The sequence below is a fragment of the Serpentinimonas sp. SMBJO2 genome, assembly GCF_056341105.1.
In genome coordinates this window covers 441,965-466,001 of sequence record NZ_CP150628.1, presented here as the reverse complement: position 1 = coordinate 466,001, position 24,037 = coordinate 441,965, and the positions used below count along the sequence as shown (strand labels likewise).

Annotated in this window: 23 protein-coding genes; 11 read left to right on the top strand and 12 right to left on the bottom strand. The window is 69.6% G+C overall.

The genetic code is table 11. The features are described 5' to 3' along the window. The first annotated feature begins 11 nt into the window (after positions 1-11). Positions 12-821 (top strand): ABC transporter ATP-binding protein, encoded by an 810-nt coding sequence (locus tag AAAZ40_RS02085; RefSeq protein WP_476660947.1) that lies wholly within the window; start codon positions 12-14, stop codon positions 819-821. A gap of 80 nt (positions 822-901) precedes the next feature. Beyond that, positions 902-2,188 (top strand): phenylacetate--CoA ligase family protein, encoded by a 1,287-nt coding sequence (locus AAAZ40_RS02080; protein ID WP_476660946.1) that lies wholly within the window; start codon positions 902-904, stop codon positions 2,186-2,188. Between the two features lie 110 nt (positions 2,189-2,298). Here the strand turns inward: AAAZ40_RS02080 and AAAZ40_RS02075 are convergent, their stop codons facing one another. From AAAZ40_RS02075 to AAAZ40_RS02065, 3 genes are read right to left on the bottom strand one after another with little or no spacing between them, the layout of a single operon-like run. Continuing rightward, positions 2,299-2,751 (bottom strand): DUF6691 family protein, encoded by a 453-nt coding sequence (locus AAAZ40_RS02075; protein WP_476660945.1) that lies wholly within the window; start codon positions 2,749-2,751, stop codon positions 2,299-2,301. 15 nt (positions 2,752-2,766) lie between these two features. Next, positions 2,767-3,210, bottom strand: coding sequence for a YeeE/YedE family protein (locus AAAZ40_RS02070; protein ID WP_476660944.1), 444 nt, complete (start codon positions 3,208-3,210; stop codon positions 2,767-2,769). A gap of 19 nt (positions 3,211-3,229) precedes the next feature. Beyond that, positions 3,230-3,598, bottom strand: a complete 369-nt coding sequence (locus AAAZ40_RS02065; RefSeq protein ID WP_476660943.1) for an ArsR/SmtB family transcription factor — start codon at positions 3,596-3,598, stop codon at positions 3,230-3,232. A 93-nt stretch (positions 3,599-3,691) separates the two neighbouring features. On the opposite strand from AAAZ40_RS02065, the gene AAAZ40_RS02060 reads away from it, so the two are divergent. Then, a complete protein-coding gene (locus AAAZ40_RS02060; RefSeq protein WP_476661663.1) occupies positions 3,692-4,552 on the top strand; it encodes an MBL fold metallo-hydrolase in 861 nt (286 codons plus the stop codon). Positions 4,553-4,596: 44 nt separating this feature from the next. Here AAAZ40_RS02060 and AAAZ40_RS02055 read toward each other — a convergent pair whose 3' ends face one another. Beyond that, positions 4,597-5,244, bottom strand: a complete 648-nt coding sequence (locus AAAZ40_RS02055) for a glutathione S-transferase family protein (protein ID WP_476660942.1) — start codon at positions 5,242-5,244, stop codon at positions 4,597-4,599. Positions 5,245-5,338: 94 nt separating this feature from the next. On the opposite strand from AAAZ40_RS02055, the gene AAAZ40_RS02050 reads away from it, so the two are divergent. Then, positions 5,339-7,015: an HDOD domain-containing protein gene (locus tag AAAZ40_RS02050; protein ID WP_476660941.1), complete on the top strand. Its 1,677-nt coding sequence runs from the start codon at positions 5,339-5,341 to the stop codon at positions 7,013-7,015. Between the two features lie 24 nt (positions 7,016-7,039). Here AAAZ40_RS02050 and tssL read toward each other — a convergent pair whose 3' ends face one another. The 3 genes from tssL to AAAZ40_RS02035 all read right to left on the bottom strand — a co-directional run bounded on the left by tssL (position 7,040) and on the right by AAAZ40_RS02035 (position 11,610). Then, the gene (gene tssL, locus AAAZ40_RS02045; RefSeq protein ID WP_476660940.1) at positions 7,040-7,921 is read right to left on the bottom strand and encodes a type VI secretion system protein TssL, long form; all 882 of its coding nucleotides are present in this window, start codon (positions 7,919-7,921) and stop codon (positions 7,040-7,042) included. 9 nt (positions 7,922-7,930) lie between these two features. Then, a complete protein-coding gene (pomA, locus tag AAAZ40_RS02040) occupies positions 7,931-8,686 on the bottom strand; it encodes a flagellar motor protein PomA (protein WP_476660939.1) in 756 nt (251 codons plus the stop codon). 137 nt (positions 8,687-8,823) lie between these two features. Continuing rightward, positions 8,824-11,610 (bottom strand): DNA topoisomerase III, encoded by a 2,787-nt coding sequence (locus AAAZ40_RS02035; protein WP_476660938.1) that lies wholly within the window; start codon positions 11,608-11,610, stop codon positions 8,824-8,826. A gap of 178 nt (positions 11,611-11,788) precedes the next feature. Between AAAZ40_RS02035 and AAAZ40_RS02030 the strand changes: the two genes are divergently transcribed. The 6 genes from AAAZ40_RS02030 to AAAZ40_RS02005 all read left to right on the top strand — a co-directional run bounded on the left by AAAZ40_RS02030 (position 11,789) and on the right by AAAZ40_RS02005 (position 19,054). Continuing rightward, positions 11,789-12,592, top strand: a complete 804-nt coding sequence (locus AAAZ40_RS02030; protein WP_476660937.1) for a biotin--[acetyl-CoA-carboxylase] ligase — start codon at positions 11,789-11,791, stop codon at positions 12,590-12,592. Then, positions 12,586-13,404 carry an SPOR domain-containing protein gene (locus AAAZ40_RS02025; protein WP_476660936.1) on the top strand — a complete coding sequence of 273 codons (819 nt, stop codon included), beginning with the start codon at positions 12,586-12,588 and terminating at the stop codon, positions 13,402-13,404. The genes AAAZ40_RS02030 and AAAZ40_RS02025 overlap by 7 nt, the downstream gene beginning before the upstream one ends. 168 nt (positions 13,405-13,572) lie before the next feature. Beyond that, entirely contained in the window at positions 13,573-15,786 is a 2,214-nt protein-coding gene (locus tag AAAZ40_RS02020; protein WP_476660935.1) for a diguanylate cyclase domain-containing protein, read from the top strand. 5 nt (positions 15,787-15,791) lie between these two features. Then, positions 15,792-16,649 (top strand): nucleotidyltransferase family protein, encoded by an 858-nt coding sequence (locus AAAZ40_RS02015; protein WP_476660934.1) that lies wholly within the window; start codon positions 15,792-15,794, stop codon positions 16,647-16,649. Further along, positions 16,646-18,133, top strand: a complete 1,488-nt coding sequence (locus tag AAAZ40_RS02010; protein ID WP_476660933.1) for an aminopeptidase P N-terminal domain-containing protein — start codon at positions 16,646-16,648, stop codon at positions 18,131-18,133. The genes AAAZ40_RS02015 and AAAZ40_RS02010 overlap by 4 nt, the downstream gene beginning before the upstream one ends. 84 nt (positions 18,134-18,217) lie before the next feature. Next, complete coding sequence (locus AAAZ40_RS02005) at positions 18,218-19,054, top strand: UPF0149 family protein (protein ID WP_476660932.1); 837 nt, start codon at positions 18,218-18,220, stop codon at positions 19,052-19,054. Positions 19,055-19,302: 248 nt separating this feature from the next. Here the strand turns inward: AAAZ40_RS02005 and AAAZ40_RS02000 are convergent, their stop codons facing one another. From AAAZ40_RS02000 to apaG, 5 genes are read right to left on the bottom strand one after another with little or no spacing between them, the layout of a single operon-like run. After that, a complete protein-coding gene (locus AAAZ40_RS02000) occupies positions 19,303-19,800 on the bottom strand; it encodes a CinA family protein (protein WP_476660931.1) in 498 nt (165 codons plus the stop codon). A gap of 25 nt (positions 19,801-19,825) precedes the next feature. Continuing rightward, positions 19,826-20,440: a phosphatidylglycerophosphatase A family protein gene (locus tag AAAZ40_RS01995; RefSeq protein ID WP_476660930.1), complete on the bottom strand. Its 615-nt coding sequence runs from the start codon at positions 20,438-20,440 to the stop codon at positions 19,826-19,828. After that, positions 20,437-21,402, bottom strand: coding sequence for an NUDIX hydrolase (locus tag AAAZ40_RS01990; protein WP_476660929.1), 966 nt, complete (start codon positions 21,400-21,402; stop codon positions 20,437-20,439). The genes AAAZ40_RS01995 and AAAZ40_RS01990 overlap by 4 nt, the downstream gene beginning before the upstream one ends. Positions 21,403-21,432: 30 nt before the next feature. Beyond that, positions 21,433-22,452 carry a thiamine-phosphate kinase gene (gene thiL / locus AAAZ40_RS01985; RefSeq protein ID WP_476660928.1) on the bottom strand — a complete coding sequence of 340 codons (1,020 nt, stop codon included), beginning with the start codon at positions 22,450-22,452 and terminating at the stop codon, positions 21,433-21,435. Between the two features lie 26 nt (positions 22,453-22,478). After that, on the bottom strand, positions 22,479-22,868 hold the full coding sequence (gene apaG, locus AAAZ40_RS01980; RefSeq protein WP_476660927.1) for a Co2+/Mg2+ efflux protein ApaG: 390 nt from the start codon (positions 22,866-22,868) through the stop codon (positions 22,479-22,481). A 185-nt stretch (positions 22,869-23,053) separates the two neighbouring features. Between apaG and rpe the strand changes: the two genes are divergently transcribed. Further along, entirely contained in the window at positions 23,054-23,731 is a 678-nt protein-coding gene (gene rpe / locus AAAZ40_RS01975; protein WP_476660926.1) for a ribulose-phosphate 3-epimerase, read from the top strand. Positions 23,732-24,037: the final 306 nt, after the last annotated feature.

Sequence of the window (24,037 nt, the reverse complement as noted above, 5' to 3'; positions counted from 1 at the left end):
GAGGTTTACCCATGAGCACGCCTTCCATCGTCATCAACGTCAACGGCATCGAGGTCATCTACAACCACGTGATCCTGGTGCTCAAGGGCGTTTCGCTGCAAGTGGCCGACGGCCAGATCGCCGCCGTGCTGGGCGGCAACGGCGCCGGCAAGACCACCACCCTGCGCTCGATTTCCAATTTGCTCAAGGCCGAACGCGGCGAAGTCACCAAAGGCAGCGTGGAGCTGCGCGGCGAGCGCATCGACCACCTCACCACCTCCGACCTGGTCAAGCGCGGCGTGGTGCAGGTGATGGAAGGGCGGCATTGCTTTGCCCACCTGACCATCGAAGAAAACCTGCTCACCGGCGCCTACACGCGCAGCGGCAAGGGCGAGATCGCGGCCAGCCTCGAGAAGGTCTACAACTACTTTCCGCGCCTCAAGACCCGGCGCACCAGCCAGGCCGCCTACACCTCGGGCGGCGAGCAGCAGATGTGCGCCATCGGCCGCGCCCTGATGGCCAACCCGAGCGTGCTGCTGCTCGACGAGCCCTCGATGGGGCTGGCGCCGCAGATCGTCGAAGAGGTGTTCGAGATCGTGCGCGACCTGAACCAGAAAGAGAAAGTCACCTTCCTGATCGCCGAGCAGAACACCAACATGGCGCTGCGCTACGCCGACTACGGTTACATCATGGAGAGCGGGCGCATCGTCATGGACGGCAAGGCCGATGACCTGCGCAACAACGAGGACGTGAAAGAGTTCTACCTCGGCATGGGCGGGACCGAGCGCAAGAGCTTCAAGGACGTGAAAAGCTACAAGCGGCGCAAGCGCTGGCTGGCCTGATGCGGCTGCGCGCCGCACCTGGCACCAGCTCCCGCAGCCCTGCAACCGTCCAACCTCAGCCCTCTGAAAGCCGCGCCACCATGCCCGCCCACTACGACGCCCTGGAAACCCGCCCTGCGGCCGAACGCGAAGCGGCCCTGCTCGCCGCCTTGCCCGCGCACGTGCGCCATTTGCAAACGCACAGCGCCGCCTACGCCCAGACCCTGGCCGGCGTCGATCCGCACAGCGTCTGCAGCCGCAGCGCCCTGGCGGCCTTGCCGCTGATGCGCAAGAGCGACTTGCTGGCGCGCCAGCAAGCGGGCCGCGCCGCCAGCGCAGACGCTTACGACCCGTTCGGCGGCTTTGCCACCATCGGCTGGAGCGGCCTGCGCCACAGCCGTGGCGTGCGCCGGGTGTACCAGTCGCCCGGCCCGATCTATGAACCCGAAGGCTTGGCACCCGACTACTGGCGCGTGGCGCGCGCCCTGGTGGCGGCGGGCTTCGAGCCTGGCGAGTTGGTACACAACTGTTTCAGCTACCACCTCACGCCCGGCGCCTGGATGATGGAAAGCGGCGCCCAGGCGCTGGCTTGCAGCGTGATTCCGGGCGGCACCGGCAACACCGAGCAGCAGCTCGCCGCCATGGCCGACCTGCGCCCGAGCGCCTACACCGGCACCCCGAGCTTTTTGCGCATCCTGGTCGAAAAAGCTGCGCAGGCCGGGCAAAAGCTGCCGATCCGCAAAGCCTTGGTCTCGGGCGAGGCCTTTCCGCCGTCGCTGCGCGACTGGTTGCAAGAGCGCGGCATTGCCGCCTACCAGTGCTACGCCACCGCCGACGCCGGCGTCATCGCCTACGAAACGGCGGCGCGCCAAGGCCTGGTGCTCGATGAGCAGGTGCTGCTCGAGATCGTGCGCCCAGGCACCACCGAACCGGTGCCCGAGGGCGAGGTGGGCGAGGTGGTGGTGACGGTGTTCAACCCCGATTACCCGCTGCTGCGCTTTGGCACCGGCGACCTGTCGGCCATTCTGCCCGGCGCCTGCCCGAGCGGGCGCAGCAACGTGCGCATCAAGGGCTGGCTGGGCCGCGCCGACCAGACCACCAAGATCAAGGGCATGTTCGTGCACCCAGGGCAAGTGGCCGAGGTGCTGCGCCGCCACCCCGAGCTGCACAAAGGGCGCCTGGTGGTCAGCGGCCAGATGGCCGACGACCAGATGCTGCTGCGCGCCGAACTGCGCTCCAGTGCCGGCGCGGCCCCAGACGGCCTGGCAGCGGCGCTCGAGCACAGCCTGCGTGAAGTCACCAAGCTGCGCGGCCAAGTCGAGCTGCTGCCCCCCGGCACCCTGCCCAACGACGGCAAGGTGATCGAGGACGCGCGCCGTTACGACTGAGCAGCTCCAGGCTCAAGCGCGCCCATGCTCTGATCGAGTTTATCCATGTGCGACAAGCACTTGGCATCTGTTTTGGGTTCGGCTTCCTGTCTACGGCCGGATCTGCTCGATCAGCTCGAGCGCGCGCCGGCGTGCGGTGGAGTCGGCCGGCCCCCCGGCGCCAGCAGCTTGTCGTAGGCGACCATCCCGACCAGCATCGCGGCGACGAAGATCAGCCCGCTCGCCGCGCCCGAGCTGGCGGCGACCAGCGCCGGGCCCGGACAGAAGCCGCCAAGCCCCCAGCCGGCGCCGAACAGGACGCCGCCCAGCAGCAGGCGCCAGTCGATCCGGTTGCCCGAAGGCAGCTCCATGCGCTCGCCGCTCCAGGCGTGCGTGCGCCGGCGCGCCGCCGCGAAGGCAAAGACGCCGACGCCGATCGCGCCAGCCATGACCAGCGCGAGGCTGGGGTCCCAGGCGCCGGCGAGGTCGAGGAAGGCCTTGATCTTGGTTGGGTCGGTCATGCCGGCGGCGATCAGGCCGATGCCGAAGACGATTCCGGCGGTCAGTGCGTAGACTGCGCTCATGACGATGCTCCCGGTTCAGATGACGTGGCGGATGAGGTAGACGGTCGCGAAGCCCGCGCCCATGAAAGCCAGCACGTTGGCCAGCGAGCGCAGCGAGAAGCGGCTCAGACCGCAGACGCCGTGGCCGCTGGTGCAGCCGTTGCCCATGCGCACACCGACGCCGACGAGCAGCCCGGCGGCGATCAGGGTCAGCCAGCCGACGTCGACGCGCACCGGCGGCATCGGCGCGACCAGCGTCCACAGCCACGGTGCGACGAGCAGGCCGCCGATGAACAGCAGCCGCGTGCGCTCGGGCGCGAGCGAGGCGCCGCTCAGCAACGCGCGCAGCGGGCTGCCGACGATGCCGGCGATGCCGGCGATGCGGCCGTTGCCGAGCACGAACAGCGCCGACGCCAGTCCAATCAAGAGGCCGCCGGCAAGCGCGCTCCAAGGGGTGAATGCATTCCAGTCGATCGTCATCGGAGGGCCTTTCGAGGGGTCAGTGGGTGGACGTGTGGCAGTCGGCGGCGCCCGGCGGCTGGCAGTACAGGCGGTAGAGCGCCTGCAGCACGGTCTCGACCGCCGACGAACCGACGCGGTAGTGCACATGCTTGCCGGCGCGGCGGGTGGCGACCAGCCCTTCGTGGCGCAGCACGGCGAGTTGCTGCGACAGGTTGGGCTGGCGGATTCCGGTGGCCGCGCCGAGCTCGCCGACGGTGCGCGCGCCGCCGAGCAGGTGGCACAGCAGCAGCAGCCGGTCGGCATGCGCGAGCGCCTTGAGCAGCGCGGCCGCTTCGCGGGCGCTTGCTCCGAGCGACGCGACATCGACGGCCGGCGGTGCGGGTTGAAGGGAGGCAACGAGGTTCATTTGGCATCAGTATACAACGATTAAAAATAATGTATAGTGTATAGCAATCAAATCCCTGCAGTCCCACCGACCACCCAGCCACTGGAGGCCCTCATGAACACCGCCCTCGTGAAGTCATTCTTCGACCCCGCGACCTACACCGCCACGCATGTCGTCTCGTGCCCGGCGACGAAGGTCGCGGCGATCGTCGACAGCGTGCTCGACTACGACCCCAAGGCCGGGCGCACATCGACCGCGTCGGCCGACCAGGTCATCGCCTACGTCGAGGCGATGGGGCTGACCGTGGACTGGCACCTCGAGACGCACGCGCACGCCGACCACCTCTCGGCCGCGCCGTACCTCAAGCGCCGGCTCGGCGGGCGCATTGGCATCGGCGCGCGCATCCGCGAGGTGCAGGGCGTATTCAAGGAGGTCTTCAACGCCGCCGACATGCACACCGACGGCCGGCCGTTCGACCACCTGTTCGAGGACGGCGAGACGTTCGCGATCGGCGCGCTCGAAGCGCGCGTGCTGCACACGCCCGGCCACACACCAGCGTGCGTGACCTACCTCGTCGGCGACGACGCCTTCGTCGGCGACACGCTGTTCATGCCCGACTACGGCACCGCGCGCTGCGACTTCCCCGGCGGCGACGCGCGCACGCTCTACCGCTCGATCGGCAAGCTGCTGGCGCTGCCACCGCAGACCCGGCTGCACCTGTGCCACGACTACCTGCCCGGCGGTCGCCCCGCAATGTGGCAGACCACGGTGGCCGAGCAGCGCGCGGCCAACATCCACGTGCGCGAAGGCACCGCCGAGGACGAATTCGTCGCCATGCGCACCGCGCGCGACCGGACGCTCGACATGCCGGTGCTGATCCTGCCGTCGGTGCAGGTCAACGTGCGCGCCGGCGAGCTGCCGCCGCCCGAGGACAACGGCACGCGCTACCTCAAGATTCCGCTCAACATGCTGTGAGCCCGGGGCCGGGCCGGAATGGAGGGGGAAGGGGGGACTTCAGTCTAAGGACGATACAGATTGAGCGTCAGGCGCTCGCGCTCGATCACCCGCGCCACCGCCGGCAAGGCGGCAAAGGCCTGCACCAGCGCCCACGTGGCCGGCAGGCTTTGCGGGTCGAGCCCCGCCAGCCCACCCCAGCGCAGCAGCGTGAACGCGTAGGCATCGACGGCACCCGGCTGTTCGCCGCCGAGCCACGGCGTGTCCTTGTGCGCCACCCACTGCTCGATTTCGGCCAGCTCCTTGCGGTACTGCCCCGGCGCGTGCGCCTTGATCGAAGCCTGGCAAGCGGCGTCGTCGCTGAACTTTTGAGGGGCAAAAAAGCGCCCGAAGGTCGGGTGCGCGGTGTTGTTCATCCACAGCAGCTTTTCCAGCGCCCGGGTGCGCGCCAAGCCCGCTGGCGGCAACAGTTGCGCCTGGGCAAAGCGCTGGTCCAGGTGCAGCACGATGGCCACGATCTGGCTGATGGCATCGGAGCCATCGACCAGCACCGGCACCTGACCGTGCGGGTTGAGGGCCAGAAACTCGGCACTGCGCTGCTCGCCGCGGTGCAGCTTGAGCAACACCGGCTCGAAGGTGGCGCCAGCCAACTCCAGCGCAGCGTGCGCCACAAAAGAACAGGCTCCGGGCGAAAAATACAGCTTGAGGCTCATGCGCGTCTCCAAAAAACAGGGTGCAGGCGAGTCGGCATCATAAACTGGGCGCACAATGGCTTACAGTAGCTGGCCGCCCCAATGCCACCCCAAGATGAGCAGCCCATACCCCCCATCCGCCCCTGCCGCCGCGCCTGCCCCACTGGGACTGTCGGCCTGGCGCAAACGCCTGGCAGCGGTGCGGCTGCCCTTGGTCAGCCCGCCCGAGGTGCTCGAGGCGCTGCAAGACCCCGACCTGCCCGGCCCGCGCCTGCTCGAGGCCCTGAACCGCGACCTGCCGCTGGGCCTGGCGGTGATGCGCCATGCGCAGAGCGCGATGCCCAAGGGCCAGCGCGTCAGCGACCTGGCCCACGCCGTGGGCATACTCGGCCTCACGCGCCTGGGCAAGCTGATCGACACCCTGGGCCAGCAGCGCCTGCAGCCGGATCGACCGGGCCACCTGCGCTTGGCCGAAGCGCTGCAAACCAGCCGCCTGGCCGGGCATTTGGCGCTGCAGTTTGCCCAGATCGAGCCGGGCCAGACCGGCTTGGCGCGCATGGGCGCGGTGCAGGCACAAAACGTGGCCGAGTGGTTGTTGGCCGTGGCCGCGCCCGCCCTGGCCGACACTCTGGCGCAACGGGTGCAGGGCAACGAACGCCCAGCGCGGGTCGAGCAGGAGCTGCTGGGCTGCACGCTGACGCAGCTCAGCGCCGCCGTGTCCGTGGACCTGGGTCTGTTTCAGACCGACAGCGCCACCTTGCTGCACGCGCTCGAGCCGGCGCTGCTCGGCCGCGCCGCCCGGCTGGCCTGGATGGGCACCAACCCGCCCGAAGTCCCGCCCGACATCGGGCGCTGGCTGCACCGGCCCAGCACCCTGCCCTCGATGCTGCAAATGCTGGCGCACGAGCTGATGCACGACTGGTACAGCCGGCGCAGCACGCTGGTGCTCAAAGCCCTTTCGGCGCACCGCCGCCTCAAGTTCGACCAGGTGCTGGACGCGACCCGGCGCGCCGCCGTGCAAGCCAGCCAGGAACCGCATCTGTGGGTTTTTTGCGCCGCTCCGGCCGCACGGCTGCTGTGGCCACCCAAGCCCCGCCTGCGCAGCGTACACGCCGCCGCCGTCTCCGCCGTCTCCGCCGTGCCCGCCGTGCTCGCACCAGCACCCGCACCAGCACCCGCACCAGCACCCGCTCCACGCCCCAGGCCCGCGCCCATGCGCCCGAGCTCGATCGAGCCCGGCAGCCACTCTCGCACCCTGATCGATCTGTTCGTGCAAGACTGCCGCAGCGGCCGCCACGCCGACCTGAGCACCTTCTTTCGCGCCTTCAAGCTCAGCCTGGCCGACGGCTTGGGGCTGGAGCGCTACGCGCTGTTCCTGAAGATGGCGCAGGGCGACAGGCTGGTGTGTTTTCTGGCGCGCGGTTTTGGCCCCGAGATCGAGCCGCGCCGCTACAGCCTGGCGCTGGATGGGCACAACCTGATCGACAAGGTTTTTTCACAGCCCAACGGTTTTTACATGGCCGAACGCGGCCGCGTGGCCGGGCTGCGCGCCCTGCTGCCCGAAAAGCTGCGCCCCGAGCTGCTCGACAGCGGCGCGCTGTGGGGGGCGGTGCATGTGAACCAGCGCTCGGTCGGGGTGCTGTGGGCCGACTGCGGCCCTGCGGGCAGCGACCTCGACCCGGTGCAATACGCCGGCTTCAAGCTGCTGGTGCGCCACTTTGGCGACGAACTCACGCGCCTGATGCGGGCGCAAAAGAGCCAGACCGTGTTTGCCGACTCGCAAGGGCGCTGACCCGAGCCGCGCCCACGCGCCACGCTACTGCCAGCCGACCTGAAACGCCTCCTCGGCGCGCCCCTGCTCCAGCAAACTGAGCACCTTGGCTTGGTACTGGGCGATGGGCTGCTCCAGATCGAGCACGATTTCCACGCGCCGGTTCTGGGCCCGGTTTTCGGGCGTGAGGTTGTCCTGCACCGGCCGCGTGTCGGCCATCCCGCCGATGCGCAGGCGCTCCGTGCTCACCGCGCCCTTGGCCAGCAGGGCATTGGCCACGGAAGCCGCGCGCGCCGCCGACAGATCCCAGTTCGAGGCATAGCGCGCCGAGCGCATCGGAATGTTGTCGGTGTGGCCCTCGATCGAAATCCGGCCCGGCACCTGCGCCAGCGAATCGCCGATATCGCCCAAGATGCCCTGAAACTCGCGCGACAGCTCGGACGAGCCTGAACCAAAGGAGCCGCGCTCCTCGATGCGGATGATGAGCCGGTTTTCTTCCTGCATCAGTTGCAGCTTGCCGGCCTGTATTTCGGGCTGCAGCGCTTGCGCCAGTTGCTGCGCCGTGCGCGCGACTTGCTGCTGCGTGGCTTGCTCGAGCTGCGCCAGCACCTGTGCGGTGTGGGTTTGCAGACGCGGGTCTTGTTGCTGGGTTTTTTGGCGCACCTCATCGAGCAGCGTGGGCTCTGGGCGGCCCGGCGAGAAATGGTCAAACACCGGGCTCGTGCCCATGGGGATTTCCATCGCCGGCACCTCGCGCTGCACCCCAAAGGCTTTTTCGAGCGATTCGGCGATCTGCTTGAATTTGGTGGCGTCGATCTCGGCAAAAGAGAGCAGCAGCACGAAAAAGCACATCAGCAGCGACATCAGGTCGGCAAAGGTCATGACCCAGGGCGGCATGGAGCGCTTTTCCTCTTCCGGTTCCTCCATGGCCACGGCTCAGTCCTCGGTCTTGCGCTGCTTGGGCGGCAGGTAGCTGTTCACAAGCTGCTCGACCACGCGCGGGTTGCTGCCGCTTTGGATCGCGGTCACGGCATCGATCAGCATCGCGTTCATGCGCGCTTCCTCGGTCATGCGCAAGCTGAGCTTGTCGGCCAGCGGCAAAAAGACCATGGTCGCCATGATGGCCCCGTAGAGCGTGGTCAGCAGCGCCACCGCCATCGCTGGGCCGATCGAGGCCGGGTCTTCCATGTTGGCCAACATCTGCACCAGGCCGATCAGGGTGCCGATCATGCCCATGGCCGGTGCCACGTCGCCCATGGCGGAAAACACCTTGGCGCCCCAGCGGTGCCGGTCCAGCGTCAGCAGGCGCTCTTTTTCCAGCTTGGTGCGCACCACCTCGGGCGCGTGGCCGTCGACCATCATCTGGATGCCCATCTTGAAGAAGGCGACTTCGGAGTCGTGCCCGTCGAGCGCCAGAAAGCCGTCCTTGCGCGCGACGCGCGAGACTTCCAGGATTTCCTCGATCAGCGCGTCGGTGGCCGGCAGCTTGAACTTGAAGGCTTTGACGGCAACCTTGAAAGCACCCAAAAATTGCTGCAGGCTGAACTTGGACAGCACCACGAACACGCTGCCGCCGATCACGATCAGCACCGAAGCCGGGTCGATAAAACCGCCCGGATCGGCACCCAAAACAATGGCGGCCATGACGATGGCCATGGCGCCGATGAGTCCGATGAGGGTAGCGAGATCCAAAGCGCAAACTCCTGTAGGTGGCCGCCGCGTTGCCTCCAGCGGCCATGGCGGTTCCAGACGCTGCACGCGGCGGTGCGGCAACTGCACCGAGTATATTGAGCTTCGGTGAAAGGCCGCCTACGACCCGGCCGCTTTTTTCAGTTTGCCTGGCTGGCGCCTTTGCGCGTCGCCGGCTTGCGCGCCGTGGCGGGCTTTGCCGATCGGGTGCCTGTGGCCGCCGCAGCCGCCTTGGCAGGCTTGGCAGGCTTGGCAGGCTTGGCAGGCTTGGCCGGTGCCGGCTTGCGCGCCGCCGCCTTGCCAGCCGGGCGGGGCTCGAACTCGAAGCCTACCTTGCCTGCGGCCGCGTCCCACACCAGATAGGCCTTGAAGGCGCGCCGGGTCTTGTTCGAGACAAAGCGCTGCAACAAATCGGTCTTGCCGCCGTGCAGCAGCTTGGCCATCTGCGCCGGCTCGATCACCTGCTGCAGGATCACGGCCCCGCTCTTGAAGTCGCAGCTCGGCTCGGCCTGCTGCGCACTGGGCACGGCGCGGCTGCACACGTACTGGCTGCCGTGGGCATAGACCGGGCTGGCGCACTTGGGGCAGGGCCCAAGCGGCTCGGCGGCGCTGAAATCGGCCCGCTCACCGCTGCCTTCGGCCTTGGTGTCGTCGCCAAAGTCGAATTCCAGCTTCCAGTTGCGCCCCTCGGCATCGAAGGCCAGCGCCAGCTCGGCGACGAAGGGCCAGCCGGCCTTGGAGCGAAAGCCCTGCAGCGGGCCGATGCGCCGGTCGCGCAACAGGGCTTCGGCCTCGGCCAGCTCAAAGGTGCGGCCAGCGGGCGACTTGCCAAACGAAAAGCCGCAGCCTTGGCCGGACTCGGCAGCCGCTGCGGCGCTGCCCTCGGCCGCGCCGGCCCCGATGCAGGCGTAGCGGCGGTAGTTTTCGCGCACCACGCCGCCGCAGTTGGGGCAGGGGTGGCTCAGGGTGGCGTAGTCGCCGGGCACGCTGTCGCGGTCGTACTCCTTGGCCTGGCGCACCATGCGCTCGGTCAGGTCGGCGATCTGGCGCATGAAGTCGGCGCGGCTCAGCTGCCCGCGCTCCATCAGCGCCAGCTTGTGCTCCCACTGGCCGGTGAGTTCGGGCTTGCACAGCTCTTGCACCTGCAGGCCGCGCAGCAGCGTCATGAGCTGGAACGCCTTGGCGGTGGGAATGATCTCGCGGCCCTCGCGCAGCAGGTAGTTTTCGCTCAGCAGGCCTTCGATGATGGCGGCGCGCGTGGCCGGCGTGCCCAGGCCCTTGTCGGCCATGGCGCTGCGCAGTTCCTCGTCGTCGAGCAGCTTGCCCGCGCCTTCCATGGCCCCGAGCAGAGTGGCTTCGTTGTAGCGCGCCGGGGGCCGGGTTTGCAGGGCCTTGGCCACGGCCTCGGTGGCCTGCACCGTTTCGCCGGGTTGCACCGGCACCAGGCGCTGGCCCTTGTCGCCGGCTTGGGCGCCATCGGCCTCGTCGGCGGCCTCTTTGCCATAGACCGCCATCCAGCCCGGCTTGAGCAGCACCTTGCCCTCGGTCTTGAAGGCGTGGCTGGCCGCCGCCAGGTGCACGGTGCTGATGCGGGTCGTGAGCTGAAACTCGGCCGGCGGGAAGAACACCGCCAGAAAGCGCCGCGCCACCAGGTCGTAGAGCTTTTGCTCGGCCTCGCTCAGGCCGCTGGGGGCCTGCAGGGTGGGGATGATGGCAAAGTGGTCGCTCACCTTGCTGTTGTCGAACACGCGCTTGCTGGGCCGGATGTAGCCCTGGTCGAGTGCGGTGCGGGCGTGCGGCGCCAGGTGCGCCAGCTGGCTGGCGGCGAGCATGGCCACGGTTTGCTGCACCGTGCCCAGGTAGTCCTCGGGCAGGGCGCGGCTGTCGGTGCGCGGGTAGGTCAGGGCCTTGTGCCGTTCGTACAGGCTCTGCGCCAGCGCCAGCGTGGTCTTGGCGCTGAAGCCAAAGCGCCCGTTGGCCTCGCGCTGCAGGCTGGTCAGGTCGTAGAGCAGCCCGCAGGCCTGGGTGCTGGGCTTGGATTCTTCGCTCACCTGCGCCGGCTGGCCGCGCACGGCGGCGGCGATGGCCTCGGCGGCGGCTGCGCTCCAGAGCCGGTCGGCCTTGAGTTCGGGGTCGGCGGCATCGCCAGCGGTTTTCTTGAAGCCCGGGTCGAACCACTTGCCGGGGTAGCTTCCGGCCTGGGCCGCGAAGGTGGCGTGCAGCTCCCAGTAGTCGCGGCTCTTGAAGGCGCGGATTTTTTCTTCGCGCTCGACCACCACCGCCAGCGTCGGCGTCTGCACCCGGCCCACGGTGGTCAGGAAAAAACCGCCATCGCGGCTGTTGAAGGCGGTCAGGGCGCGGGTGCCGTTGATGCCCACCAGCCAGTCGGCCTCGGAACGGCTGCGCGCGGCGTCGGCCAGCGGGCGCATCTGCGCGTCGCTGCGCAAGGCGCCAAAGCCGTCGCGTATGGCTTGCGGCGTCATCGACTGCAGCCACAGCCGCTGCACCGGCTTGCCCAGCCCCTTGGCGCCGCCAGCGTATTGCTCGATCAGCCTGAAGATCAGCTCGCCCTCGCGCCCGGCGTCGCAGGCGTTGATCAGCGCCGTCACGTCTTTGCGCTTGGCCAGCTTGACCACGGCGTTGAGGCGCGCCTTGGTTTTCTCGATCGGCTTCAAGTCGAACTGCGGCGGAATCACCGGCAGGTGGGCAAAGCTCCACTTGCCGCGCTTGACCTCGTGGCTTTCGGGGGCGGCGATCTCCACCAGGTGCCCCACCGCCGAGGTCACGAGGTAGCGCTCGTTCTCGTAGTGTTCGTCGTGCTTGTCGAACTTGCCCGCCAGCGGCGTCAGGGCGCGCACCAAGTCAAGTGCCACCGAAGGTTTTTCGGCGATTACCAGGGTTTTGTGGCTGTGGCTCGTGGTCATCATCTCTACAATCCGTTCCCATGCGCGCACGCGCGCCCATGCATGAGTTAACCTTAGCAAAATTTTGGCCCTTTTCCATGAAGCGCCCAAATCTTGCACAGCCGACCGATCTCCTGCCCGCTCACCTGCCCGTTGCTCTCGCTCAGCCCGCCCTTCACGACCCGCCTGCGCCCTTGCTCCCATGACCGACGCCCGCCTTCTGGCCGATTTGCACGCCGCCGCCGAATCGGTGTGGCAAGACGTGGTGCCGCTGTGTCCGGGCTTTGCGGTCGAGGTGCTGCCGCGCATCGACTCCACCAACTCCGAACTCATGCGCCGCGCCCGCGACGGCGCGCTGCACCCGCTGCTGCTGGTGGCGGCCGAGCAGAGCGCGGGCCGGGGCCGCCAAGGGCGCCCATGGCACAGCCAACCCGGCGCCGCGCTCACCTTCTCGCTCGGCTTGCCGCTGCAGCCCGCCGAATGGTCGGGCCTGTCGCTGGCGGTGGGGGTGGCCTTGGCCGAGGCGCTGCACCCGCAGGTGCAGATCAAGTGGCCCAACGACCTGTGCACGCAAGGCCGCAAGCTCGGCGGGGTGCTGGTCGAGACCGTGTCCTTGGGCACGCAGCGCTACGCGGTGATCGGCGTGGGTCTGAACCTGCAAGCCCCGCCGCTGCCCGCCGATGGGGCGCTTGGCCCCGGCATGCCGGCCCTGCCTGCCGCGGGCTTGCTCGATCTGATGCCCGATGCCCCCAAGGGCGTGGGCCACTGGCTGCGCCGCGTGGCGGCACCGCTGCTGCGCCAAGCGCTGGATTTTGAAGCCCAGGGTTTTGCGCACCTGGTGCCGCGCTACGCCGCCCGCGATGCCTTGCTGGGGCGCCCAGTGCGGCTCTCGGATGGCCGCGAAGGGGTGGCCGACGGGGTGCGCGCCGACGGGGCGTTGTGGCTGGCCACGGCCAGCGGGCGCAACGCGGTCTGGCAACACGAAGTGAGCGTGCGCCCGTGCTGAGAGCGCTGGCCCTGTGGCTGCTGCTGGCCAACCTGTTGCTCTGGGCCTATGGCCAAGGCCATCTGGCGCCCCTCGGGCTGGCCCCGCACCAAGCGCGCGAACCCGAGCGGCTGGCGCAGCAAGTGGCGCCGCAGACGCTGCGCGTGCTCAACGCCCCGGCACCCGCTGCACCGACCGCGCCCGCGCCCGATCCGGCGGCAACCGAACCCACCGCGACCGCGCCTGTGGCAACACCCGTCCCGCCCACTCCGGCACCGGCACCGGCACCGGCACCGGCACCGGCACCGGCTCCCGCTCCAGCTCCAGCTCCAGCTCCTGCGCCCGCCCCTGCGCCCGCTCCGGCCATCGCGGCGGCGGCTGCGGGCAACGCGTGCTGGCAAGCCAACCGCTTGAGCAGCGGGCAGGCGGCGTTGATTCGCGCCGCCTTGGGCGAACGCGCCGACCTGCAGGGCCGCTGGAGCCTGAACGAGGTGCGCATCGCGCCGCGCTGGTTGGTGTATGTCGGGCCCTTGGCCAGCGAGCGCGCCTTGCAGCAGCGCCGCGCCGAATTGACGCTGGCCCAGATCGAGCACCGCAGCCTGGCCGCGCCACTGGCGCCCGGACTGGCGCTGGGCACCTTCAGCGCACGCGAGGGCGCCGAACGCGCCTTGGCGCAACTGCGCGCGCGCGGCGTCACCGACGCCCGCGTGCTGCAAGAACGGCCCGAATCGATCGTGCACACGCTGGTGCTCAACCCCATCGGCACCGCCGAGCGCCGCCAGCTCGAGGCCAAGGCCATCTGGCCGCCCAACGCGCTGCAGCCGTGCCCCTGAACGCCGGTCTGCGCGCACCACCCCACCCCCGTGGCCGCAACCCAAGGCCCCCACAAACCCCGGCATCCGACCAAATCTTTATGAAAAAATCAACTTTCATCAGTAAAATGCGATGAAAAGCAGCAAAACACCTCAAAATCTGCTGCATTGCCGTGGTATGTTGAAAGCATGTTGACCATTCACCCCTCTCACCGTGCCGAAACGCGCGCCGCCCTGCGTGTGCTGGTGCTGCTGGGCGTGGCCAGTCTTGCCTTGTTTTGGCTGCCGCTGCCGCAGCCCGGCCATTGGCCCGAATTCGATCTGCAGCTCAGACTGGCCCTCGACCTGGTCGCGGTGTGCCTGGCGGCCTTGATCTTTGCCATCGTCTGGTCGGCACCGGCGGGCAGCGCACCACGCGGCGCTCTGTTGCTGGCCAGCGCTTTTTTGGGTGTGGCGCTGCTCGACGGGTTGCACTTGCTGTTCAGCGCCACCGCGCCCGCTTACGACGTCGCCCACCCAGTCGCCTTGGATTTTTCGCTGGCCTCGCGCCTTTTGGCTGCGCTGGCCATGCTGTATGCCGTCTGGCAGCCTTGGTCCATGCGCCCGCTCTCGCGCAAAGCGCGCTGGCACGCCGCGATGCTGGCTTTGGCGAGCTCGGTGGCGATGTTGGGCTTGGTGCTGCTCTTTGGTACCGGGTTGCGCTGGCCTGCGTTTTTTGAGCAAGGCGCCGATGCCATCGGCCCAGCGATGCACCAGCGCTGGGTGCTTGGGCTGCTGCTCGTCCTGCTGGTGCTGGGTGCCTTGCGCCTGCTCAGCTTGCTGCGCCAACCCCGCCGGTTCAATGCCAGCGGCTTTCTGGGCGCGACGCTGGCGCTGCTGGCCAACAGTGCCCTGCTGTTGCACGGCACCGGCTCGACCGACCCTTACTTGATCAGCGGCTACGCCTTCAAGCTGCTGGCCTACGGCTTTCTCTATCAGGCCCTGTTTGCAGAAACCGTCCGGGCGCCGCACCGCGCACTGCTCGCGCGCACCACCGAGCTCGAACAGGCCCGCGCCCAACTGGCGCACGATCACCAGCAACTGCAGGCCGCCAGCGCGCAAATGCAGCAAGAAATCGCCGAACGCGAACGCGCCCAAGCCGAGCGCGCAACCCTGGTGCACCAACTGAGCGACCTGGCGGCGAACGTTCCCGGGGTGCTGTTCACCTACCGCCACGACGCCGACGGCCGTCCCCACTGCCACTACCTGAGCCAGCGTGCCGAGGCCGTGTGCGGCCTGGCGCGCGAGCAGCTGCAAGCCGACATTGCCCATCTGATGGCGCGCCTGCGCACCCGCGACCGGGTGCAGCTGCTGCGCGCCATGGCCGAATCCGAGCGCCTGCTCGACCCCTTGCACACCACCTTCAGGCTGCCGCACCCGGAGCGGGGCTTGCGCTGGATCGAAGTCACCGCGCAGCCGCACCACCAACCCGATGGCGGCGTGCTGTGGCATGGCTACGCCCACGACGTCACGCGCACCCACACCGATCAAGAATGGCTGCGCCTTGCCGACAAGGTGTTCGAGGCCAGCGAAAGCGGCATTTTCGTCACCGATGCGCGCCGCCGCCTGGTCAAGGTCAACCCCTCGTTCACCGACATCACGGGCTATGCGCCTGCCGAAGTGCTGGGCCGTTCGCCCAAATTGCTCGGCTCCGGCCAGCACGACCCGCAATTTTTTGCCCGCATGATCGACACGCTGGCGCATCAGGGGCGCTGGCAAGGCGAGGTCTGGAACCGGCGTCGTTCGGGCGAGTTGTATGCCCAGTGGCTGGCGGCCTCGTGCATCCGCAACACGGCGGGCGAAATCACGCACTATCTGGCGGTTTTTACCGACATTTCGGGCCTGAAGGCGCACGAACAGCAGCTCGACCACCTGGCCAACCACGACATGCTCACCGGCCTGCCGAATCGGCGCCTGCTGCGCGACCGGCTGCAGCAGGCCATCGCTTACAGCCAGCGCAACGGCAGCGGTCTGGCGTTGGCCATGCTCGACCTCGATGGCTTCAAGCCGGTCAACGACGCGCACGGCCATGCGGTGGGCGACAAGCTGCTGTCCGAGGTGGCGCTGCGGCTGCGCCAGGTGGTGCGCGCCGACGAAACCGTGGCTCGCTTGGGCGGCGACGAGTTCGTGCTGCTGTTTCGCGAGAACCACGGGCCGCTGCCGCTGGAGCGCGTGCTGCAAACGGTGCAAGAGCCGATGCAGATCAACGGCCTGCGGCTGCAGGTGGGGGCCAGCATGGGGGTCACGCGGTTGCGCGCCGACAACGCCAGCGTCGAGCAGATGCTGCAAGAGGCCGACCAAGCCATGTACCACGCCAAAGAGGCGGGCCGCAACCGCTTTGAGTTTTTCCAACCGGCGCCCTGACGACTATGCCCCCACCCGACCCTGCTGTGCCCGCGCCGGCCAGCGCGCTGCTGCTGGCCGCTGGCCGCGGCGAGCGCATGCGCCCGCTCACCGACCGCACCCCCAAGCCGCTGCTGGCCCTGCACGGCCAGCCGCTGATCGCCTGGCACCTGGACGCGCTGGCGCGCGCTGGCGTGCGCCACGCCGTCATCAACACCGCCTGGTTGGGCGAGCAACTGCCGCAGCGCTTGGGCCACTGCTGGCGCGGCCCCGCACCCGCCGTGCTCACAGCGGCGCTGCCCGCAGCGGGCCAAAGCGCCGGCCACCCCCAAGCGCCCGAGCCGGGCACTGGCCTGGCCCTGAGCTACTCGCACGAAGGGCGCGACTTCGGCGGCGCGCTCGAAACCGCCGGCGGCATCGCGCGCGCGCTGCCCGCGCTGGCCGACTGTTTCTGGGCCGTGGCCGCCGACGCCTACGCGCCCCGCTTCGCCTTCGACCCCGCGGCCTTGCAGCGCTTTGCCGCCAGCGGCCGGCTGGCGCACCTGTGGCTGGTGCCCAACCCGCCGCAACACCCCGGGGGCGACTTCGGCCTCGGGCCTGCCCCCGACCCATGCAGCCACCCACTGGCGCTCAACCTGCCGCCCACGCACCCCGGGGCGCGCCACACCTTCAGCGGGCTGGCGCTGTACCGGCGCGCGCTCTTTGCCCCGCCCTGGCTCGCCATCGAATCCGGCAACCCGCAGGGCATTCGTGCCGCCCTGGCACCGCTGTTGCGCCGGGCCATGGACAATGGCCTGGTGAGCGCCGAGCTGTACCTCGACCCCTGGGCCGACGTCGGCACCCCGGAGCGCCTGGCCGCCCTCGAAGCACAACCCCGCACATGAACGCCACCCACCCCCAAGCCCTCGGCCCCGTTGCCGACCCCGTTGCCGACCCGGCTACCGCCGCCGCGCCCGCCCCCCCCGCCAGCACCCCCCCCCTGGCCCACGCTGGCGTCCATGCCGCGCGCCGCGCCCGCCTGGCGGCCCTGCTGGGCCCCGGCGGCATCGCCCTCATCCCCACCGCGCCCGAGCGCAAGCGCAACCGCGACAACGAGCACCCCTACCGCTTCGACAGCTATTTTTACTACCTCACCGGCTTCACCGAGCCCAACGCCTGGCTGCTGCTCGACGAGCACGGCCACAGCACCCTGTTTTGCCAGCCCAAAGACCTGCAGCGCGAGATCTGGGACGGCTACCGCCTGGGGCCCGAAGCCGCCCCGGCCGCGCTCGGCGTCAGCGCCGCCCACTCGATCGACGAGCTCGACGCCCGCCTGCCCGCGCTGCTCGAAAACCGCAGCAGCCTGTGCTACCCCTTCGCCACCCACCCCGGCCTCGAAGGCCGCATCGACGGCTGGCTGCACAAAGTGCGTGCGCGCGCGCGCTACGGCGCCCTGTGCCCCGACACCCAGCGCGACCTGTGCGCCCTGCTCGACGAGATGCGCCTGTTCAAAGACGCGCACGAACTCGAACTCATGCGCCGCGCCGCGCAGATCAGCGCCGGCGCCCACGTGCGCGCCATGCAGCAATGCGCCCGCTGGCTGCGTGGCGGCCGGGCGCTGCGCGAATACCACCTCGAGGCCGAACTGCTGCACGAATTTCGCCGCCACGGCGCCCAAGGCCCGGCCTACGGCAGCATCGTCGCCGCCGGCGCCAACGCCTGCGTGCTGCACTACCGCGCCGACGCCGCGCCGGTGCGCCCCGGCGAGCTGGTGCTGATCGACGCCGGTTGCGAACTCGACGGCTACGCCAGCGACATCACCCGCACCTTCCCTGCCAACGGCCGCTTCAGCGGGCCGCAGCGCGACGCCTACCAACTGGTGCTGGCGGCGCAAGAAGCCGCCATCGCCGCCACCCGGCCCGGGCAGCGCTTCACCGACCCGCACCAGGCCAGCGTGCGCGTGCTGGCTCAAGGGCTGCTGGATCTGGGCCTGCTCGATGGCGCCAAAGTGGGCACGCTCGACGACGTGATCGAGCAGCGCCACTACTTTCGTTTTTACATGCACCGCACCGGCCACTGGCTCGGGCTCGACGTGCACGACGTGGGCCGCTACGTCGAACCGGGCGAGATCGGCCAGGTCAGCGAGCGCACCGACCCGCTCAGCGGCGAAACCATCAAAGACCGCCCCAGCCGCATCCTGCGCCCGGGCATGGTGCTCACGCTCGAACCGGGCCTGTACGTGCGCCCCGCCGACGACGTGCCGCCAGCGTTCTGGAACCTGGGGATCCGCATCGAGGACGACGCCGTGGTCACCGAACACGGCTGCGAACTGATCACGCGCGCGGCGCCCGTGGCGCCCGACGCCATCGAAGCGTTGATGCGCGACTGAAGGCGATCACAGGGGGCCGACAAAGGGGCCGATCAAGGGGCCCAGCGGCTACACTGGTCGCCTGCAAGCCCAAGCCCCGCCCCCATGCACACCCCCCGCCCCACCACAGACGGCCCAGCCCAATCCGACATCGCCGACACCGATCTGAGCCCGCAAGAGCTCGACGAACTCGACGACATCCTGCTGCACCTCAGCCAGCGCAACCAGGGCGGGCCCTCGTGGGAGTACCTGGAGGGCTACATGGCCGGGCTGCTGTGCTGCCGCCGCCGCATCGAAGCCGACGAGTATCTGCCCGCCGTACTGGCCGATCCAGACAGCGGCCAGTTCGGGCCGCAGCTGTTCCAGAGCCCGGCGCAGCACCAGCGATTCTTGCAGCTGTGGCAGCGCCGCTGGGCACAGGTGCAGGCCGCGCTGGATGCGCCCGTCGATGCCCTCGACGACCCACGCGTCTACGCGCCCGAGCTGATCGACCTGCGCGCCGTCATGCAAGCGCTCAGCCCCGAAGACCGCGCCGAATTCGACGCCGACCTCGAGCAAGCACCACACGTACCCGCCTTCGCGCAGCTGTGGGCCATGGGCTTCCTGGCCGTGGTGCAGACCTGGCCCGAAGAATGGCAACCGCCGCGCGACCGCGAACTGGCCGCGTGGATGGAGGAAGCGCTGGCATGCATCGAAGCGCTCAGCGGCGACGACCTCGACCCCCCCAGCCTGAGCCCCCTCGACGACGACGCCCCGCCCAGCGTCAGCCAGCAGCGCATGGATGCCTATGGCGCCGCCCTGTGGGCCGCCTACGACCTGCGCGAAATCGCGCTCATCCTGGGCCCGCGCGTGTCCCCACAGCGCAAAACCGAGCAACCCGGCCGCAACGACCCCTGCCCCTGCGGCAGCGGCAAAAAATTCAAGAAGTGCCACGGCGCCTGAAAGTGCCAGAGGCCATCCGTGCCGAGCAAGCCCCCGAAGGCGGGGCGCAGCGGCCGGCGGGTGTGGGCCGATTTCTGGCCGCGCAGCGGACGGCATGAGGCCCCTCCTGCCAACCCCCGAAGGCGGGGCGCTGCGGCCGGCGGGTGTGGGCCGATTTCTGGCCGCGCAGCGGACGGCATGAGGCCCGCGCCCGCCGGCCGCAGCGCCCCACCGCAGCCAGCGCCCCACCGCAACCCGCACCACCGACATCAACCCACGGCAACCTGCTCCAACAACCCCAGCAAAGCGCAACGCACCGCCGCCGCACGCACCGCCGCGCGATCGCCCTCGAACTGCAGCGTCTGGCTGCGCACACCGGCCGCGCTGGCCCAGCCCAGGCACACCGTGCCCACCGGCTTGCTGGCGCTGCCGCCCAGCGGCCCAGCGATGCCACTCACCGCCACGCTCACCTGCGCCAGCGAGCGCCACAGCGCGCCCTCGGCCAAGGCACGCACCACCGGCTCGCTCACCGCACCGTGCTGCTCGATCAGCGCCGGGCTCACACCCAGGTGCGCGCTCTTGGCGGCATTGGAATAGCAGACAAAACCGCATTCAAACCAGTCGCTGGCGCCACTCAGGCCCGTGCACGTGGCCGCAATCAGGCCGCCGGTGCAGCTCTCGGCACTGGCCATGCGCCAGCCGCGCGCACGCAGCGCCGCCGCCAGTTGCTGGCACAGCTCAAGCAGTTGCGGCTCCAGCGTGTTCATGCGTCCCCCTCCCAATCGAGCGCCATCAGTAAAACAAAAACCGCCCCAAAGCCAACACCAGCAGCGTGCAAAAAGCCGCCACCAGATCGTCGAACATCACCCCCCAGGCGCCACGCCAGCCGCGGCCCTTGAAGGCGCGGTCGGCCCAGGCCACCGGTTCTGGCTTGACGGCGTCAAAGAATCGAAACAGCGCAAACGCCAGCAGCTGCCCCAGCCAGCCCGCCGGCGCGATCAGCCACAGCACCAGCCAGAAGGCCACGATCTCGTCGATGACGATGTAGCCCGGGTCGCTGGCACCGCTGTGGCGCAGCGTGATGGCCGTGGCCCACCAGCCCAACCCCAGCGCCGCCGCAATCATCAGCCCCCAGGCCCAGGCAGACGGCTGCCACAGCAGACCGACCCACACGAACAGCGCCCACGCCAGCAAGGTGCCGACGGTGCCGGGCGCACGCGGGCTCAGGCCGGCGCCCAAACCCAGCGCCAGCGCGTGCGCCGGATGCGCCACCATGAAACCCAGCCGCGGCGAGCGCAGCGGCTCGATGGCAGCCTCGGACACCGAGGTGGGCTGGGCCGGGTGCGTGGGTGGGCCGGGCTGGGCCGGGTGCGCCACGGGCGCCGGCGAATGGGGTTCGGGGTTCATGCAAACCAGCCCTCAAAGCCCGCCACCGGCTCAAAACGCCGGCCCAGCACGCGCAGCCTGGTGGGGCCCGGCAGCACGCGCTCGGGCTGTGGGTGGCAGGGGTCGCCGGGGTAGCACAGGCCGCGCAGCGCACCTTCGGCAAAGGGGGCGGGCTCGATGCACGGGGCGCGCCGCGTCAGCGCCTGCTGCCACACCGCCGCCGCGCTGTCGAAGCGCGCCAGCTCGGCCAGCGCCATCAGCTGCGGCGCGATCAGCTCCAGCTCGTGCGCCCAATGGCGCTGCAGGGCCTCACGCGGGGCCAGCCAGAGCGCCTCCACCGCCTCGCGCTGATCGGGCTGCGCCTGCTGCCCCGGCGGCAGCAAGGCCAGAAAGAACCGGGTGTCAAAGCGCGCCGTGCCCACCACCGGGCTGCGCGGCGTGATCCAGCGCGACCACGGGCGCAGGGCGGCGGTGTGGGCCTGCAAACCGTGCGCGCTCAGCGCCTCGGGCCAGGATTGGCCTTGCCGCAGGCACTGGTTCAAGGCCAGCGGCGGCCAAGGCCCGGGTGGGCGCGCCGTGCCCGCTGCGCCCAGGGCTCGAGGGTGCAGCGCAGGTGCTGCCAGCAGCACCCCGGCCTCCTCGTACAACTCGCGCAGCGCCGCCAGATGCAGCCCGCGCGCCTGCGCGCTGGGCGTCTGCGACTCGTTGAGCTGGTGGACAAAATCGGTTGCGGGCCGATCGAGCACCGGCAACCAGTCGGGCGTGCAATCGGCCGCATCGAGCTTGCCGCCCGGAAACACGTAGTAGCCGCCCAGCACCTCGGTGCCGGGGTGGCGGCGCAGCAGCAACACCTCGGGCCCGCGCGCGCCCTCGCGCAGCAGCAACACCGAGGCCGAAGCGCGCGGCCGCCGGTCTGGCCCCTCGTGCGGGGCCGGGGCAGGGTCGGAAACGGCGACCTGGGAACGGGCTGTGCTCGGGCTCATGGCGCCATTGTGGCACCGCCGGCGGCCCCCTCAGGCAAAGTGATCGAAACCCTTCAGCTCAACCCCGGGCGGCAGCGCGTAGGGTTGCAGGCGCGCATCCACCAGGCTGCACTGCGGCCCCGCGTCGGTGGCCGCCACGATGCGGCCGATACGGCTCAACTCCAGCCCCAGCTCGCGCCCCAGGCGCTCGAACGCGGGCCGCGCCGCCACTGGCGCGGTGTACAGCAGCTCGTAGTCGTCGCCCCCAGCCAGCACACAGGTGAGCGCCAGCGCGGGCTGCACCAGGGCGAGCGCGCGCACGTCGGGGCCCACGGCGGGGCTGGCCAGCAGCGCCGGCACATCGATCTGTGCCGCCACCCCCGAGGCGCGCAGCACATGCCCGAGGTCGGCCAGCAAGCCATCGCTCAGGTCGATCGCGGCGTGCGCCAGCCCGCGCAAGCCCTGCCCGAGCGCCAGCCGGGGCTCGGGGCGCTCCAGCCGCTGGCGGCAGCGCACCAGCGCCGCCTCGGGCAGGCGCCAACGCCCGCGCAAGGCCTCCAGCGCCAGCCGCGCCTGGCCCAGGCTGCCGCTCACGTACAGGTCATCGCCCGCCAGAGCGGCGTCGCGGCGCAGCGCCAACGCCGGCGGCAGCTCGCCAAACACCGTGATGCACACGTTGAGCGGCCCGGCGCAGGTGTCGCCCCCCACCAGCGCGCAACCGTGCTCATCGGCCAAGGCCAGCAGGCCGGCGGCAAACTCCTGCACCCAGGGTTCGTCGATTTGCGGCAGCGCCAGCGCCAGCGCAAACGCCAGCGGCCGCGCGCCCATGGCCGCCAGATCGCTCAGGTTCACGGCCAGCGCCTTGTGGCCGAGCGCGCGCGGCGCCACGTCGGGGAAAAAATGCCGCCCCGCCACCAGCATGTCGGTCGAAACCGCCAACACCTGACCCGGACCGGGCTGCAGCAGCGCGCAGTCGTCGCCGTTGCCCAGCCGCACCCCAGCGTGCGCGCCGGGCTGCGCCAAGGGGTGCTGAAAATAGCGCCGGATCAGATCGAATTCGCCCAGCGCCATGTGCAAACCCGCAGCCGCTCGGTCTGTCAGTGCAACGCCGACGAACCGGCCACACCCTCGGCGCGCAGCACAAAGGCCGCCACCGGGGCCTCGAAGCGCTGGCCATCGACCGCCACACAAAAGAAGTGCCCGCTCATCAGCCCCATGGGCGTGCGCAGCGGCACGCTGCTGGTGTAGCGAAAGGCGGCGCCGGGTTGCAGCAGCGGCTGCTGCCCGACCACGCCCAGGCCATCGACGGTCTGGGTCTGGCCGCGCGCGTCCTCGATCTCCCAGTGGCGCGCCACCAGCTGCGCCGCCACCTCGCCGCTGTTGCGGATGGTCACGGTGTAGGCAAACAGGTACAGCGGCGCCGCCGGGTCGGATTGCTCCGGCACGTACTCGGGTTCGACTTCGCAAGTGAATTGATAGCGTGACATGCCGCGATTGTGCCCGCACACACCGATCTGTGGGCAAGTGGTGGCACAAACCCTTGCACGCCAGCAGGCCGGGCAGGGCCGTGCGACAATAAAACGTTTGCGCCATTTCAGTTTGACATTGCCCCGCTTTCGTCCTGCCCCGCTCGTCCAACCACCTCGTCCACCCACCTCCACGCGCCCCAGCCATGACCACCTACCGCATCGCCCCTTCCATTTTGTCGGCCGACTTTGCCCGCCTGGGCGAGGAGGTGCGTCACGTCATCGCCGCCGGCGCCGACTGGATCCACTTCGACGTCATGGACAACCACTACGTGCCCAACCTCACCTTCGGCCCCATGGTCTGCCAGGCGCTCAAGCCGCACGCACAAAAGCCCGACGGCACCCCGGTGCCGATCGACGTGCACCTGATGGTGCAGCCGGTCGATGCGCTGGCCGGCGCCTTCATCGACGCCGGCGCCAATCTGGTGAGCTTTCACCCCGACGCCAGCACGCACGTGCACCGCAGCATCCAGGCCATCAGGGCGCGCGGCTGCCAGGCCGGGCTGGTGTTCAACCCGGCTACGCCGCTCGATGTGCTCGACTGGGTGATCGACGACCTGGATCTGATTTTGATCATGAGCGTCAACCCCGGCTTTGGCGGCCAGGGCTTCATCGATTCGGCGCTGCGCAAGGTCGAGTTGGCGCGCCGGCGCATCGAGGCCAGCGGGCGCGACATCCGGCTCGAGGTCGATGGCGGCATCAAGGCCAGCAACATCCGCCGCGTGGCCGACGCCGGCGCCGACACCTTCGTCGCCGGTAGCGCGATTTTTGGCCAGCGCGACTACGCCGCCGTGATCGCACAGATGCGCGCCGCACTGGCCTGAGCGCGGCCACCCAGCCGGGCTGTTGGCGGCCGCCAGGGCGCGCTGCCAACCAGGGGTAAACCCTGAACATAACTGATAACCTTGCCCGCAAGCAGGGGTTTATGATCGAATGAACCGAAAGTCTTGCGTGAAGGTTAATAGCTTATGTTTGCTCTCACCCGCTTCCCCCTCTGGCTGCGTCCGGGCGTCTGGGCCATGCAGCGCCTGCGCATGGGCGTCAAACTGTTGGTGATGGCGCTGGTGCTGCTGCTGCCCCTGATGCTGGCGGCGGCGCTGATCGTCTATACCCTGTGGAGCGAACGCGCC

Bases quoted from the DNA above. Each gene is read 5' to 3' on its own strand.
- AAAZ40_RS02065 (WP_476660943.1), bottom strand. From the start codon at position 3,598: ATGAACCTCGTTGCCTCCCTTCAACCCGCACCGCCGGCCGTCGATGTC.
- AAAZ40_RS02080 (WP_476660946.1), top strand. From the start codon at position 902: ATGCCCGCCCACTACGACGCCCTGGAAACCCGCCCTGCGGCCGAACGC.
- AAAZ40_RS02035 (WP_476660938.1), bottom strand. From the start codon at position 11,610: ATGATGACCACGAGCCACAGCCACAAAACCCTGGTAATCGCCGAAAAA.
- AAAZ40_RS02005 (WP_476660932.1), top strand. From the start codon at position 18,218: ATGCACACCCCCCGCCCCACCACAGACGGCCCAGCCCAATCCGACATC.
- AAAZ40_RS01995 (WP_476660930.1), bottom strand. From the start codon at position 20,440: ATGAACCCCGAACCCCATTCGCCGGCGCCCGTGGCGCACCCGGCCCAG.
- thiL (WP_476660928.1), bottom strand. From the start codon at position 22,452: ATGGCGCTGGGCGAATTCGATCTGATCCGGCGCTATTTTCAGCACCCC.
- AAAZ40_RS02020 (WP_476660935.1), top strand. From the start codon at position 13,573: ATGTTGACCATTCACCCCTCTCACCGTGCCGAAACGCGCGCCGCCCTG.
- AAAZ40_RS02010 (WP_476660933.1), top strand. From the start codon at position 16,646: ATGAACGCCACCCACCCCCAAGCCCTCGGCCCCGTTGCCGACCCCGTT.
- AAAZ40_RS02050 (WP_476660941.1), top strand. From the start codon at position 5,339: ATGAGCAGCCCATACCCCCCATCCGCCCCTGCCGCCGCGCCTGCCCCA.
- AAAZ40_RS02075 (WP_476660945.1), bottom strand. From the start codon at position 2,751: ATGAGCGCAGTCTACGCACTGACCGCCGGAATCGTCTTCGGCATCGGC.
- AAAZ40_RS02055 (WP_476660942.1), bottom strand. From the start codon at position 5,244: ATGAGCCTCAAGCTGTATTTTTCGCCCGGAGCCTGTTCTTTTGTGGCG.
- apaG (WP_476660927.1), bottom strand. From the start codon at position 22,868: ATGTCACGCTATCAATTCACTTGCGAAGTCGAACCCGAGTACGTGCCG.
- AAAZ40_RS02030 (WP_476660937.1), top strand. From the start codon at position 11,789: ATGACCGACGCCCGCCTTCTGGCCGATTTGCACGCCGCCGCCGAATCG.
- tssL (WP_476660940.1), bottom strand. From the start codon at position 7,921: ATGGAGGAACCGGAAGAGGAAAAGCGCTCCATGCCGCCCTGGGTCATG.
- AAAZ40_RS02060 (WP_476661663.1), top strand. From the start codon at position 3,692: ATGAACACCGCCCTCGTGAAGTCATTCTTCGACCCCGCGACCTACACC.
- AAAZ40_RS02070 (WP_476660944.1), bottom strand. From the start codon at position 3,210: ATGACGATCGACTGGAATGCATTCACCCCTTGGAGCGCGCTTGCCGGC.
- AAAZ40_RS02000 (WP_476660931.1), bottom strand. From the start codon at position 19,800: ATGAACACGCTGGAGCCGCAACTGCTTGAGCTGTGCCAGCAACTGGCG.
- AAAZ40_RS02015 (WP_476660934.1), top strand. From the start codon at position 15,792: ATGCCCCCACCCGACCCTGCTGTGCCCGCGCCGGCCAGCGCGCTGCTG.
- AAAZ40_RS02085 (WP_476660947.1), top strand. From the start codon at position 12: ATGAGCACGCCTTCCATCGTCATCAACGTCAACGGCATCGAGGTCATC.
- rpe (WP_476660926.1), top strand. From the start codon at position 23,054: ATGACCACCTACCGCATCGCCCCTTCCATTTTGTCGGCCGACTTTGCC.
- AAAZ40_RS01990 (WP_476660929.1), bottom strand. From the start codon at position 21,402: ATGAGCCCGAGCACAGCCCGTTCCCAGGTCGCCGTTTCCGACCCTGCC.